Below are 13,021 nucleotides of genomic sequence, written 5' to 3'. Positions count from 1 at the left end.
ATAAAGTGGTCGGGAAACCAACTTTATCCTACCATGTGAAGTGAGGTTTTTTAATACCTAATACCACGCTTGAAGCTCTTTAGAACCCCCAGCATAGCAGGGGGTTTTCGAAACCACAAAAATTGGCGCAATCCTTCTTAAAGGATAGCGCCAAAATAAAGGATCAAAAGATTGTCATGAGGTTTATTTTCGAAGGAGGGAATAAACATATGTGTCATATGCTTTGCCATTTTGGTACATATAATCTCTTAATACTCCCTCTTTTTGAAACCCTACTTTTTCTAATAAATTATTCGATGCTTTGTTTTCAATAAATACTACAGCACCTATCCTAGTTAAATCTAGCTTTTCAAAACCATATGATATTACCTTTAAAACTGCCTCAAGAGTATAGCCATTTCTCCAATAATCTGGATGTAATTCATAACCAATTTCTGCACGTTTATGCTTAGGTAACCAAGCATTAAAGCCGATAGTGCCAATTATGCCCTTGGTTCCTTTTCTTTCCATTCCCCAGCGTATGCCTCTTTTTTCACTATAGCTTTTTGAAAAAAAGTCGACAATTTTTTCTGCCTGTTCGATCTTTTCTAAAGTTTCTTGTCCATAATAACGTGTTACATCTTCATTCGAAAAACAAGCAAAAATACCTTCTGCATCTTCTTTAGTCATTTCTCGCAAAATTAGTCTATCAGTTTCTAATGTAGGAAACATTTCATCTCTCCCTTTATTTAGATTTCACTTTGAGACAATCTAACTTAATACTAATGATTGCAAATTACCATACAATATACAATCATTTTTAAAAATGGCTCAGGAAGCCAGTCTTACAGCATCAACAAAAGAAAAAAATCCTGTTTGCCACAGGATTTTGAACTTACCTTTATACAAATTCGCAAACATACAACTATTCTATACTTGAAAATTTGGCTAAATCCTCCCTGTTGCCAATCATCACTAATAAATCCCCTTTATGAATCGTATGTTCAGGAGAAGGAGAAACGATGATATCTCCGTTACTTACTATTGCGATGACACTGACATTATATTTAGCTCGAATATCAAGCTCGCGCAAGTTTTTTTCAGCCATTTTTTCAGGAATTAATATTTCCTCTATGTTGTATTCTTTTGATAATTCTATGTAATTAAGCATATTAGGTGATAAAAGCTGATTTGCAACACGTTCTCCCATATCCCGTTCAGGATAAACAATCCAATCTGCCCCGATATGCTCTAAAACTTGACCATGTCGCTTTCCTAACGCTTTAGCAATAACCTTTTTCACTTCTAAGTTTTTTAATAGCATAACCGTTAAAATACTGGACTGCATATCATCGCCTATCGCAACTATTACACAATCAAAATTTCGAATTCCTAGAGCAGTAAGTGCTTTTTCTTCAGTGCTATCAGCGATAACTGCGTGGGTAACAAATGATTCTGCAGCATCTACACGCTCCTCATTTATATCAATTCCAAGCACCTCTTGACCAGCATCATGTAATCTTCGAGCAATACTTGTTCCAAATCTACCTAAACCAATAACCGCATATTGTTTTGTAGCCATTTATGCCACTCCTATACTTATAGTTTATCCAAATCCTCTTAAAGTTGAAGCCTATGTTACCCGATCATAATCTTTCCTTTAGGATGGTGGAAAGCCTCTTTCGTCCGTCTTCTCGTAATCGCAAAGCCAAGAGTTAATGGACCAAATCGACCTACAAACATTGTAAAAATAATAATGACCCGTCCGAAGCTGGAAAGTTCTGGCGTTAATCCCATTGACAAGCCTACAGTTCCAAAAGCAGAGGTCGCTTCAAATAAATACATAATGAAATGATGACCCTTATCTGTAATACTTAATAAAATTGTCACGAGCAAAATAATCATTAAGCCACTTAATGCCACAGTTATAGCCTTTAATATTGTTTGCATTTCAATTCTTCGTTTAAATAAAACAATATCTTCCTTCCCTTTAAGTTGGGACCAAAAGGTTGCCATTAAAACAGCAAAGGTAGTGATTTTTATCCCACCAGCTGTTGAACCTGAACCAGCACCGATATACATGAGGATAATTGTTAAAAATAAACTTGCGTGTGTTAAATCTGCAATCGGCAATGTGTTTGCACCAGCTGTCCTTGGAGTAACTGCATGAAACAAAGCACCATACCCTTTTCCTGAACTATCTAGAGTGCCTAATGTGTTAGGGTTATTGTATTCAAAAAGGAAAATTAAAATTGAAGCACCTGCAGTTAAAATGAAAGTTGTAATTAAAACGATTTTTGTGTTTACCGATAATCTGCGCGTCATTCGGTATTCATATAGTTCATTAAAAACAATGAATCCTAAGCCACCTAAAGTAATAAGCGAACATATCGTTAAGACAACAAAGGGATCGTCAACATAGTCTGTCAAGCTTCGGAACTCCCCCATTAAATCAAAACCAGCGTTATTAAAATTCGATATGGCATGAAAAAAGCCGTAATAAATCGCTGTTCCTATTGGCATGTCAAAGGAAAAACGAATCGAAAGGATGGTAGCGCCAATTGTCTCAATGATTATAGTGAACAACAAAATTCGCTTTACCAATTTGACAATCCCTGAAATTGAGATGTTATTATATGCTTCCTTCAAAACTAATCTTTCTTTTAAAGAGATTTTCTTGCCTAATAATATAAATAAAAACGTTCCAAACGTCATAAAACCTAATCCACCAACCTGAATGAGCGTTAATACGACCAGCTCACCAAATGTAGAAAACGTATCGGCCGTATCTACAACAACAAGACCTGTTACACAAGTAGCGGAAGTAGCCGTAAATAATGCATCTAAGAAAGATAGACCTTTTCCGTTTTCTGTAGCAATCGGTAATGTTAATAAAAACGTTCCGATCAAAATGATAATCGCAAAGCCTAATACTAAAATTTTTGGCGGATTTAAATAATCATTTATTTTTTTCATAGTAATCTCCTTGAATTACCTTAAAGTTAGAAACTCTTCTAATTTTTCCATTGCTTTTAATCATTTATTACATGCTTTGAAAAAATAAATCTTTCTGTATTTGCTTATGTTGCTTATAACAGCCGAGTTGTATTCCACCTGCTTAAACGATTGTTAATTTACGAAAATAGCCATAAATAAAGACCAATGATTACTTTCCTCCATGTTAAAATGAACAATATCAAAATAGATTCCAGCAGAAACTATTCAAAAATTCTGATGAAATTTAAAGAAATTGTCATTTCCAAACATCTTTAATGGAGAAAATGTATTCATTGGTCTATAAAACACCCAGCATTTAAGGCTGCTTTGTGTTCTATCTTCCAAGAGGTACTTTCACATTTAAAGCACAAAAAAAGACCTTTTTTGATCAGGCTGCTCTTTTGCTCCATCATAAAACAAAAAAGCCCCCTGTATTAGGTGGTCCTTTGACCTCCTTCGCTTTAGTCGACGAAGTTAGCTGACGGGTAGAATGGCGAAAGAGTTTCTCATCCCTTCTGCAAAAGCAGAATTAACCCCAAATAATTGGTTCCTCCGTTCTCATATTATGAGATTTGACCATTAATATTTGATTTACGGAGATAATTCTACGCTTATCATCATTGCACTGTAAACCCCTTGGAAGTTCAATATTTCGTTAAAAATGACGATATTCAGCCATTTTTACTATTAAAACTCATGATAATACTGTTTTTCGTAATATTTCTCCTTGTTTTTATGGATTTTAAGGTTTTGTAAAAAAATTAAAATATGGATTGACAAAAACTTTATTCGGACATTAGAATTACTCCATGAATCCCAGATATGCTATGGAGGTTTTATGAATTATTCCAAAAAGAAATTAGAGGCAAAAATAAGTGAAGAATTAATTAAGCTTCAGCGTGAATTAATCGGAAAAGGCCCACAGGAGGCAAAAACATATATCGTTTATGACATGATGATTACACGCTACAAAGGAGTTTTGACTGTGGAAGAAAAACATTTAGTCAATAGCGATCCTGGGAAAAAACTTGTTAAGGAAATGAGAGAATTACTGCGAGAAAAATATTGTCAGGAGTATGAAAAAATAATCGAACAATATACTGGATGTAAGGTACTTTCATCACATAGTGATATAAGCACAAGTACAGGTGAAAGAATAGAAGTGTTTATTTTAGATAGGAACTTAGAAAAATGGATTGAAATGAATAATTGAATCTTATTTTTGTATGGCTTTTTAAATTTTAGCTATGTTAAAGCTAAAATGTAGAATTCTATGTAGTTTGTTTATTGGAGCGCATACGGTAAGAAGTGTGGCAAGGGATCCTACACAAGACCGAATGGCGAGAAGCCCCCAGAACAGCACTCAGAAAGCGAAAATAAGCAACTTAAATTAACAAAACTACTTGTTATTGATTATTTCAAACTTTAATACTTTAGAAAAGGTGGAAAGCATGGGGAAAACCACTTATCGTTATTTAATTAATGCAGAAGGTAAGGGCGGAGAGACTTACTTAACTCATTGTCAAGATAAAGAGGAACTGCAAAAATGGTTAGAAGTCCACGAGCGTGATTTAATAATGGAGAAGCTACATGTGATTGATAAAAAGAAGCATCCTTTACTAAAGCTATTTTCATTTAAAAAATATTAATACTAAATCTTATCAAAATGTCTTGCTTCAAAAAGGAGCAAGGCATTTTTGTTTAAAAGATGCCTCATTTACCTGGTAAAGGGTCCTTGTTATTGAAAAAAACGAATCACTTGAATATCCATCAAGTAAAGGATATTATAGATAGAAGATATCTATAATAGAGAGGTTACGATTTAGGATGAAGTTTTCAAAAGCAACGAACTATGCGCTGCATACTATGCTCCATTTAGCGATTGAACCCCCAGAGAAGCATGTAGGTGTACACCAGCTCGCTGACCATCAACAGGTATCAACAACATATTTGTCTAAAATTTTGACAAAGCTTGTAAAGGCAGGGATGGTTGAGTCTGTTTCCGGTGCGAATGGTGGCTATAAGCTTAAACCAAATTGGGAGAGTATTTCTTTGTTGGACATTATTCAGGCAATTGAAGGTCCTACATCTTTATTTGACTATTGCATTGATCATAATCCAGATTGCTTAATTCAAAAGGCGATTATTTCTGCGGAAGAAAAGATGTTAGATGAGCTAAGAAGTCAAAAAATCGTTGATCTAGCAAAGCAAATGAACGTGGCTAAATAGGCCACCTTCTTTATCGCTTTATTATAGATATTAAAGAGTTGTAAAGTCTTCGATTAACTACTAAAAGAAAAGGATGGTAAAATATGAATACATTTGATTGTGTCATTATTGGAGCAGGACCAGCTGGCTTGAGTGCAAGTTTAACATTAGGTAGAGCTAGAAGAAATATTGCACTGTTTGATGATGGAACAAACCGAAATCGGGTCACCCAAGAGTCACATGGATATTTAACAAGAGATGGAATTAAACCGCAACAATTTAAGGAAATTGGCCTAAACGAAGTAAAAAAATATCCATCTGTTTCATATTTTTCAACTACAGTAACAAAGATTAATCATGATCAAAAAACAGCATTATTTATCATCAAAACAAAGGGTAACCAATTATTTACAGCTGAAAAAATTATACTTGCAACAGGTATTCAAGAGACATTTCCTATTCCTTCTATAAGGGAATACTATGGGAAAAGCTTATTTAATTGTCCTTATTGTGATGGTTGGGAGATGAGGGATAAGCCGTTAATTATTATTGCTGAAAAAGAAGCTTTTGCCATGCATATGGTTAAGTTACTTTATGGCTGGTCCAGAGATTTAGTTGTTGCAACGAATGGAACGAAACTATCTGATGAAGCTCTCGAACAATTGAACAAGCGAAAAATTTCGATTAAAACTGAGCCAATAAAAAACTTAATTGGTGATAACGGCTATCTCGAACAAGTCGAATTTGAATCAGGTGAAATCATTCAACGCTCAGGGGGATTTGTTGTCCCAACATTCCATCGGCCAAACCAATTTGCTGAACAACTTGGTTGTAAAGTTTTAGAAGATGGAGTTGTTGTAACAGACAGTGCAGGTCGTACGACGATTAAGAACATTTATATCGTCGGTGAAACCGAAAAAGCGAGCTCTTCTTCGCTTATTGTTGCAGCTGCAGATGGCCAAAAAGTGGCGACATCTGTCAATATGGACTTAGCGATTGAGCGTTTTTAAGTTTTATTATAGCAAAACGATATAAATAATGATATTAGAATACTTGCGATGCTTCGATAAATGAAGGATCGCTTTTTCAATCGGGTAAAAATATGTTACATACATTTTCAGGAAATAGACAGAATATAGGTAGAAAAAGTAAAAAAATTTTTGAGAATATGTAAAGTGATGGAGGATTATGACAATTGGATAAACCGTTGAACGAAACACCTCACCAAGTGAGATTAACTGCGTCAGAAATTGCAAATATATGGTCTCAATTTCAAAATGATACGATGGCAATTTGTATATATAATTATTTGATAAATACTACCGAGGATGCAGCAATTCGTGAGGTTTTAGAATTTGCTTTATCACTTGCTAAAAAGCATATTGGAACAATAAAAGAGTATTTTATCGCAGAAAAGTTTCCGATTCCTCATGGTTTTACAGAGGATGATGTGGATATAAATGCTCCTAAGCTATATTCAGATGAGTTTTGTTTAACTTATACGTATATCATGTGTGTTTATGGGTTAGCGGGTTATGCTGCTGCTTTATCAACGAATATTCGCCGTGATATTAGGGAGTACTTTGTGAAGTGTCAGGATGAGACAATGGAGCTTTTTAATCGGTCTCTCGATTTAATGTTATCGAAAGGAATCGTTTCTAGACCACCCTATATTAACCCACCAGAGAATTATGAATTTGTTCAATCGAAACATTACATGAAAGGAATCCTTGGGGGGGAAAGACCTTTAAATAGTATTGAAATTAGTAATGTACACTGGGATTTAAAAAAATTACAGGTGGAAAAAGCACTTTGTATTAGCTTTGCTCAAGTTGCCAAAAATGAAGAGGTGAAAAAGTTTTTCTGGCGTGGAGTCGAGTTAGAGGGAAAACAAATTGAAATTTTAGGCTCTGTTTTGTCATTAAGTCATCTTCCATCACCAAAATCAGAGGAGTCAGAAATAACAAGTTCAACGATTGCACCTTTTTCGGATCGCTTAATGATGTTTCATAAAATGATTATTTCTTCTGCCACTATGGGGTTATTTGGCTCAGCGGTAGCGACTTCTCAACGTTTGGATTTGGGTATGCACTACTCAAGATTTTCGATGGAGCTTGCAGATTACATGGTGGATGGATTTAAAATTATGATTAAACATAAATGGGCTGAGCAAGTACCTTTATCAGATGATCGGAAACATTTAGCGGGACAGTAATGCATTAAAGTAAATGTAAATAAGACGTTGAATTCCGAGTAAGATCCACGTTCATCATATGTCTCTCTTTATCAACGCTATTCTTAATCAAAAGAATGTCTTTTTTGGTTTAATTATTTAATAAGAAAAGTTGATATGAAAACTAAGTGACTTAACTAATACCTGGGAGAAATGACATAAAAGATCCAATAGAAGTGCTTGCGAGATGAAAAAAAGGTTAACAATTGTTGTTTTATTTGTTGCTCTTATATTGTCTACCTGTGAAGGAGAAAAGAAGGAAATGCATTAAAAGATAATGAAACTAATAGTGTGAAGGAATTTGTCCACGATTATCGTATTCGTAAGACAAATAGTAAGTCAGCTACTATCACATCAAAGCAGCCCATTGTAACAAACAATGATGGAAGTGGGGCAAGTTTATAAGCTATACAATGATGAATTCTCTCTATAGATACTCCTTATTTTGAAAAACCATTATTATGCATGTCTATTTCGGTTCATGCTCCATTCATCTTGCGCGAATATCTTTACTAATAAACATAATAATTTTTCCTTATGAGTCGTACATACTTAACTTTAATGATCTGTATTAAACATTTTTATTCACTAATCCATCATCCTCACGTTTGACTATACCTTCGATTGAGCCGAATAAGTAAAAGAATAAATACATTAGTAGGTAGTAAACAAATTCAGAGTTTGGTGAATTGAATTCAACTATATCGATAAAGGGATCACTATAGTGCATAATGAGAAAAAAAGGAATAAATTGTATCGCTTCAGATAATAGCTGTCCTACTTTGCTATTCTTTCTTTTATACTTTAAAATTGCTTCCACTAGTATACTGACTGGAATAAGTAGTAAAAACCCTATTAAAATTTTCAAACACATAAATATAGGACCATATGAATTGTTAAAACTAACTTCTATAAATAATCCTATAATCGATTGAAAACCTAGCATTACACCAAATATAATCAAGAAAATACCACACATTACTAATAACATTAATATCAATTCTTTTTTCTTCATAAACTTAAAAATCACCTCGTATCGATATAGATGTATTATTTATAAAATTATACGATTTTCTTTCCAAAGGGTTTCAATTATTAACGATAAAAAAACTTTCATCCTTTTTGATTTTTTAGTAGCATAAATAAAATCCTATTAGTGATTCATATTAATAAAGTGGAGAATTGTTTGAAACCTTTATAAGGAAAACTCGTAAAAAGTGATATGGAATTTTATGTTTTTAAAAATTCAATTTTCTAATATAAGAAAATTTAGTAAATACCAAGCCTTGAGGGAAGAGACAATCGATTAAATTATGGTAAACTAGAGTTATTGCATTATCAGTTAAAGCGAACTTTTTAATGAAAAATATTATAATTTTCCTAAAAAGGAGAGGATAAGTAGCTAAATACTTAAAAATAATTAAAATTTACATAGATAGAAATTTTGTTGAAATGAGGAAATGAATATGATTGAAAACAGAAGGCGTAAATCAAAAAAATCACTAATGGTTATGCGAGCTATAATAGTGATTATTGGAGGATTCATCACAGCATATGGGCTAGAAGCTGTGTTAATTCCAAATAATGTATCAGACGGTGGGGTAACTGGTTTGAGCATCGTTAGTTCACAATTAATTGGGATCCCATTAGGTGTTTTAATTGGAGTGCTAAATCTCCCATTTGTCTTTTTAGGTTATAAACAAATAGGGAAAAGCTTTGCAATCTTTTCTGTGATCGGTATTGCTTCTTTAGCGATAGGTACTAGCATGATGCACCATGTGCCTACTATCATTCAAGGTGATACTTTGTTAGTTACCGTTGTTGGAGGTATTATTATCGGGTTCGGAATGGGTCTTGCCTTAAGAAATGGTGGAGCATTGGATGGGATTGATATGCTAGCAGTTTTATTATCAAGAAAATTACCGTTTGGAACAAGTGACCTTATCCTATTCTTAAATTTATTTGTCTTTATTATTGTCTCTACTGTATTTGGTCTTCAAGGAGCAATCCTTTCAGCAATAGCATACTTTATCGCTTCTAAAGTTATCCACATCGTAGAAGAAGGTTTAAGCGGTTCTAAAACCTTTAAAATTATTACAACCCAACCAGAAGAAATGGTCGAAACTATTCGTGATCGTTTAGGCCGTAGTGCAACATATAAGCTAGCTCAAGGTGGATATTCACACGAACAATTCAAAGAAATCACCTGTGTTATTAACCGTCTAGAAGAGAGTAAAATGAAGGAAATTATACGTGAAATTGATGAAACTGCCTTTGTAACTGTATATGATGTAGCAGAGGTTAAAGGTGGTAACTTCAGAAAACGTGATATTCATTAAAGGCATATAGGGAATCTAATACAAATTGACTTTGCTTCATAATGGAGCAAAGTTTTTTAATGAACAAAATAATTTGATTTTACTATCTTTTGAAATCTAGAAACTAAAAAACGCACAATGTTTTTAAGCATTGAGCGAGATGATAAAAGAAAAATAATAATCTACATAACAGCATACATAGTTATGATAACTTTACCTTGTGCGTGACCCTTCAAAATATTTGAAGGCTTCGGGTACCTCACTTAATTTATAGCTTCTATCAATAATAGGCTTTACTTTACCAGCATCAAGTTGCTTTCATTAAACACGCCTCCTAATTTAGTCTTTTTCACCAATAAAGACTCTCATAGAAAATTGGATATATCTAGTGTATCTGATCGTAATACGAATGAGTTGAAGGATAGTTTCGTTTGAGTTTTTAATTTTCAAAATACTTTACCGGGAATTAAAATAGACTATAGAATTTCATATAGAAACCACCTTGGTTGTATATTGGTAAATGAGGATTATTGTATAAACATATGCTAAGCTTAAAACTGAAGGGAGCTTCAATAAAGCTTTTAATCAAAATGTGTGGACGTAAGGAACTGCATTTATGAATAATGGCACATGAAATTTCCTAAGTTTGTTTATCGAAAAATTATAAAAGGGTGTTTATATTGAATATTTTATGGGATTTTGACGGAACATTATTTGATACGTATCCAGGTTATTCTAAGGTTTTTTCTAAAGTGTTAGGAGGTAAAGTTTCAGAAGAGGAAATCTATAAACGATTAAAAATCTCTCTCTCTCATGCTACTGAATATTACAATCTTACTGACAGTCAAGTAAGAGAAATGGAAACATTAAAGAACGATTTAAATCCAGGTGATTTTAAGCCATTTGACAAGGTGGAAGAAATTTTAAAATATGCAGATAAGAATGTCATAATGACACATAAGGATAGAGATGGCGTTTTAGCTATTTTGAAGCACCATGGATGGGACAAGTATTTTATTGATATGGTTGCAATTGATGACGGTTTTCCGCGAAAACCTAACTCTCAAGCATATAGCCATTTGCACAATAAATACCATATTGATTTAGTTATCGGTGATAGGGAAATCGATATTTTACCAGGTAAGGAATTAGGGATTACAACTTGTATTTTTGGAACGAAAAGTGACATTGCCGACTATTGTTTATCTGATTATGCACAATTTTTTGAGATAATTGATAGAAATGATTTTAATAAATAGTTTATAGTAGTCTCTAACTCTACTAGGCTTATACAAATCAAAAAGAAGGCTACTGTTTTGCAGTATTTTCAAATCTAATGATAAAATATTCAAAAGGGATTTATTGGGAGGGAACGAATTGAAACCAAGAATATCTGTCATCACTTTAGGAGTGGATGATATGGAGAGGTCGTTAACGTTTTATCAAAAAGGACTTGGATTACCAACAGAAGGGATTGTTGGCAAGGAATTTGAACACGGTGCTGTCGCTTTTTTTGATTTACAGCCAGCATTAAAACTTGCGATATGGAGTCGTACTGATCTTGCTCATGACACTAAATTAAATATGACAGCGCCAAGTCCAACCGAATTTACGCTTGGGCATAATGTTGCAAGTAAAGAAGAGGTTGATTTGGTTATGGACCAAGCGAAGAAGGCCGGTGCAATTATTACCGTCGAGCCACATGATACGTTTTGGGGTGGGTATTCAGGATATTTCCAAGATCCTGACGGTCATTTATGGGAAGTAGTTTGGAACCCAGATTGGGAGTTTATCGAATAGTTTTGTAGGAGTGAGAAAGATGGGTACGATTTCTTTAAGATTTGTAGAGAAAGATGATGCTTCATTTGTTCAAAAGTATGCCTCTAGCTATGATGTTGCAAAAACATGCTTACTACCACACCCATATCCGAAAAACGGAGGAGAACATTGGGTTCATTTTGCTTTGGAAAATATAAACAATGAAAAGGCATTTTCCTTTGCTATCCTATATGAAGGAAGCTTTGCTGGAGTTATTTCATTAACAAATGTAGATAAAGATTTAGGGATGAGCAATTTAGGATATTGGATAGGAACTCCTTATTGGAACAATGGGATTTGTACACATGCGGTTTCAAAGGCTGTTGAGTTTGCATTTAAAGAATTAGGATTAAGCCAAATTAATGCCGAGTGTTTAGAAAAGAATCAAGCCTCGATAAAGGTTCTTCTTAATAATGGATTTATGAAGGTAAAAGAATTTATTTTAGAGGATGGTAAATTTATTGGGGAGAAATGTGTTTTATATCGTCTTTCTCAATAGGCTTATAGGGGGAATATTCTAAATAGTATTAATAATGAATTATTAACTTCAGAGGTTAGTGGATTAAAAAATTGAGCAATAGATGTAGGAGGAGCTCGTATGGAAATAAAAATAGATGATTTAACCGGACCTGAGGTTGCCCAATTAATAATGGAGCATCTTCAAGGGATGAAATTGAATTCTCCCCCAGAAAGCATACATGCGTTAAACCTTGAGCAATTGCGTCAACCAAATATAACTTTTTGGAGTGCTTGGAATGGAAAAGATTTACTTGGTTGTGGAGCACTAAAGGAGCTTGATGCTAAGCATGGTGAGATTAAATCTATGCGAACATCTTCGGCACATTTAAGGACAGGTGTTGCCAAAAGGTTACTTCAGCATATCATTGATGTAGCTAAGGAGAGGGGCTATGCTAGGCTTAGCTTGGAAACAGGGTCAATGGATGCCTTCGCACCTGCAAGAAAACTCTATACAAGCTTTGGGTTCGACTATTGTGAGCCGTTTTCAGATTATATTGAGGACCCGAATAGTGTCTTTATGACAAAGGAATTGTAGAGTTTACTAGGAAACATAGAGTAAAAAGGAGTTTTACATATGCTGCAACAAGATATTGTCACGATAGAACAAATCATGAACGCATTATTACACTCTTGGTCTATAGAATCTAGCTCAAAATGGACAATTGATAATCCTGCAAAGGGCCAATGTGGAGTAACAGCTTTAGTCGTTCATGATTTATTGCAAGGTGAAATTAGAAAAACGGAGACAGCTGGAGGATGGCATTTTTACAATATAATTGACGGAAAACGATATGATTTAACGGCCTCACAATTTTCAGAGGAAATTGTTTATAAAGATATTCCTTCAAATTGGGAAGAGGCATTCGCGGATACAAATGAACGGCAATATAACTATTTAAAACAAAGTGTGCTATATGTTTTAAATCAAAGGTAATTGGAAGGATGAGAA

Annotated in this window: 16 protein-coding genes and 1 riboswitch; of the genes, 11 read left to right on the top strand and 5 right to left on the bottom strand. The window is 33.9% G+C overall.

The window, feature by feature from the left end; translation table 11 throughout:
* Positions 1-183: 183 nt before the first annotated feature.
* From ACTJJ9_RS10405 to ACTJJ9_RS10395, 3 genes are all read right to left on the bottom strand, one after another.
* Positions 184-711, bottom strand: a complete 528-nt coding sequence (locus ACTJJ9_RS10405) for a GNAT family N-acetyltransferase (RefSeq protein WP_145582667.1) — start codon at positions 709-711, stop codon at positions 184-186.
* A 193-nt stretch (positions 712-904) separates the two neighbouring features.
* Positions 905-1,561, bottom strand: a complete 657-nt coding sequence (locus ACTJJ9_RS10400; RefSeq protein WP_095300747.1) for a potassium channel family protein — start codon at positions 1,559-1,561, stop codon at positions 905-907.
* Between the two features lie 56 nt (positions 1,562-1,617).
* Positions 1,618-2,955 carry a TrkH family potassium uptake protein gene (locus ACTJJ9_RS10395; RefSeq protein WP_145582666.1) on the bottom strand — a complete coding sequence of 446 codons (1,338 nt, stop codon included), beginning with the start codon at positions 2,953-2,955 and terminating at the stop codon, positions 1,618-1,620.
* 469 nt (positions 2,956-3,424) lie between these two features.
* Positions 3,425-3,564: riboswitch (cyclic di-AMP (ydaO/yuaA leader) on the bottom strand.
* Between the two features lie 250 nt (positions 3,565-3,814).
* Here ACTJJ9_RS10395 and ACTJJ9_RS10390 point away from each other — a divergent pair.
* From ACTJJ9_RS10390 to ACTJJ9_RS10370, 5 genes are all read left to right on the top strand, one after another.
* On the top strand, positions 3,815-4,189 hold the full coding sequence (locus tag ACTJJ9_RS10390) for a DUF2294 domain-containing protein (protein ID WP_095300749.1): 375 nt from the start codon (positions 3,815-3,817) through the stop codon (positions 4,187-4,189).
* Positions 4,190-4,427: 238 nt separating this feature from the next.
* The gene (locus ACTJJ9_RS10385; RefSeq protein WP_095300750.1) at positions 4,428-4,625 is read left to right on the top strand and encodes a hypothetical protein; all 198 of its coding nucleotides are present in this window, start codon (positions 4,428-4,430) and stop codon (positions 4,623-4,625) included.
* A 178-nt stretch (positions 4,626-4,803) separates the two neighbouring features.
* A complete protein-coding gene (locus tag ACTJJ9_RS10380; RefSeq protein WP_095300751.1) occupies positions 4,804-5,205 on the top strand; it encodes an Rrf2 family transcriptional regulator in 402 nt (133 codons plus the stop codon).
* A gap of 83 nt (positions 5,206-5,288) precedes the next feature.
* Complete coding sequence (locus ACTJJ9_RS10375; RefSeq protein ID WP_174880751.1) at positions 5,289-6,194, top strand: NAD(P)/FAD-dependent oxidoreductase; 906 nt, start codon at positions 5,289-5,291, stop codon at positions 6,192-6,194.
* A gap of 185 nt (positions 6,195-6,379) precedes the next feature.
* A complete protein-coding gene (locus ACTJJ9_RS10370) occupies positions 6,380-7,399 on the top strand; it encodes a DUF3231 family protein (RefSeq protein WP_145582664.1) in 1,020 nt (339 codons plus the stop codon).
* A gap of 589 nt (positions 7,400-7,988) precedes the next feature.
* On the opposite strand, the gene ACTJJ9_RS10365 is transcribed toward ACTJJ9_RS10370, so the two are convergent.
* Positions 7,989-8,432: a hypothetical protein gene (locus ACTJJ9_RS10365; protein WP_145582663.1), complete on the bottom strand. Its 444-nt coding sequence runs from the start codon at positions 8,430-8,432 to the stop codon at positions 7,989-7,991.
* 451 nt (positions 8,433-8,883) lie between these two features.
* Between ACTJJ9_RS10365 and ACTJJ9_RS10360 the strand changes: the two genes are divergently transcribed.
* The gene (locus tag ACTJJ9_RS10360) at positions 8,884-9,756 is read left to right on the top strand and encodes a YitT family protein (protein WP_095300755.1); all 873 of its coding nucleotides are present in this window, start codon (positions 8,884-8,886) and stop codon (positions 9,754-9,756) included.
* Between the two features lie 192 nt (positions 9,757-9,948).
* Here the strand turns inward: ACTJJ9_RS10360 and ACTJJ9_RS10355 are convergent, their stop codons facing one another.
* A complete protein-coding gene (locus ACTJJ9_RS10355; protein WP_440768651.1) occupies positions 9,949-10,020 on the bottom strand; it encodes a hypothetical protein in 72 nt (23 codons plus the stop codon).
* 395 nt (positions 10,021-10,415) lie between these two features.
* On the opposite strand from ACTJJ9_RS10355, the gene ACTJJ9_RS10350 reads away from it, so the two are divergent.
* From ACTJJ9_RS10350 to ACTJJ9_RS10330, 5 genes are all read left to right on the top strand, one after another.
* The gene (locus tag ACTJJ9_RS10350) at positions 10,416-10,994 is read left to right on the top strand and encodes an HAD-IA family hydrolase (protein ID WP_095300757.1); all 579 of its coding nucleotides are present in this window, start codon (positions 10,416-10,418) and stop codon (positions 10,992-10,994) included.
* A 118-nt stretch (positions 10,995-11,112) separates the two neighbouring features.
* Positions 11,113-11,535, top strand: coding sequence for a VOC family protein (locus ACTJJ9_RS10345; RefSeq protein ID WP_145582662.1), 423 nt, complete (start codon positions 11,113-11,115; stop codon positions 11,533-11,535).
* 19 nt (positions 11,536-11,554) lie between these two features.
* Complete coding sequence (locus ACTJJ9_RS10340) at positions 11,555-12,052, top strand: GNAT family N-acetyltransferase (RefSeq protein ID WP_145582661.1); 498 nt, start codon at positions 11,555-11,557, stop codon at positions 12,050-12,052.
* Between the two features lie 99 nt (positions 12,053-12,151).
* The gene (locus ACTJJ9_RS10335) at positions 12,152-12,607 is read left to right on the top strand and encodes a GNAT family N-acetyltransferase (RefSeq protein WP_145582660.1); all 456 of its coding nucleotides are present in this window, start codon (positions 12,152-12,154) and stop codon (positions 12,605-12,607) included.
* A gap of 39 nt (positions 12,608-12,646) precedes the next feature.
* The gene (locus tag ACTJJ9_RS10330; protein WP_145582659.1) at positions 12,647-13,006 is read left to right on the top strand and encodes a YunG family protein; all 360 of its coding nucleotides are present in this window, start codon (positions 12,647-12,649) and stop codon (positions 13,004-13,006) included.
* Positions 13,007-13,021: the final 15 nt, after the last annotated feature.

Source organism: Metabacillus sp. 22489, from assembly GCF_052044855.1.
In the GTDB taxonomy this organism is placed as follows: Bacteria; Bacillota; Bacilli; order Bacillales; family Bacillaceae; genus Metabacillus; species Metabacillus niabensis.
This window is presented reverse-complemented; position numbering and strand designations above follow the sequence as displayed.

What these genes read in the sequence shown, in the direction of transcription:
- ACTJJ9_RS10405 (WP_145582667.1), bottom strand. Translation starts at nt 711, where the DNA reads ATGTTTCCTACATTAGAAACTGATAGACTAATTTTGCGAGAAATGACT.
- ACTJJ9_RS10400 (WP_095300747.1), bottom strand. Translation starts at nt 1,561, where the DNA reads ATGGCTACAAAACAATATGCGGTTATTGGTTTAGGTAGATTTGGAACA.
- ACTJJ9_RS10395 (WP_145582666.1), bottom strand. Translation starts at nt 2,955, where the DNA reads ATGAAAAAAATAAATGATTATTTAAATCCGCCAAAAATTTTAGTATTA.
- ACTJJ9_RS10390 (WP_095300749.1), top strand. Translation starts at nt 3,815, where the DNA reads ATGAATTATTCCAAAAAGAAATTAGAGGCAAAAATAAGTGAAGAATTA.
- ACTJJ9_RS10385 (WP_095300750.1), top strand. Translation starts at nt 4,428, where the DNA reads ATGGGGAAAACCACTTATCGTTATTTAATTAATGCAGAAGGTAAGGGC.
- ACTJJ9_RS10380 (WP_095300751.1), top strand. Translation starts at nt 4,804, where the DNA reads ATGAAGTTTTCAAAAGCAACGAACTATGCGCTGCATACTATGCTCCAT.
- ACTJJ9_RS10375 (WP_174880751.1), top strand. Translation starts at nt 5,289, where the DNA reads ATGAATACATTTGATTGTGTCATTATTGGAGCAGGACCAGCTGGCTTG.
- ACTJJ9_RS10365 (WP_145582663.1), bottom strand. Translation starts at nt 8,432, where the DNA reads ATGAAGAAAAAAGAATTGATATTAATGTTATTAGTAATGTGTGGTATT.
- ACTJJ9_RS10360 (WP_095300755.1), top strand. Translation starts at nt 8,884, where the DNA reads ATGATTGAAAACAGAAGGCGTAAATCAAAAAAATCACTAATGGTTATG.
- ACTJJ9_RS10340 (WP_145582661.1), top strand. Translation starts at nt 11,555, where the DNA reads ATGGGTACGATTTCTTTAAGATTTGTAGAGAAAGATGATGCTTCATTT.
- ACTJJ9_RS10335 (WP_145582660.1), top strand. Translation starts at nt 12,152, where the DNA reads ATGGAAATAAAAATAGATGATTTAACCGGACCTGAGGTTGCCCAATTA.
- ACTJJ9_RS10330 (WP_145582659.1), top strand. Translation starts at nt 12,647, where the DNA reads ATGCTGCAACAAGATATTGTCACGATAGAACAAATCATGAACGCATTA.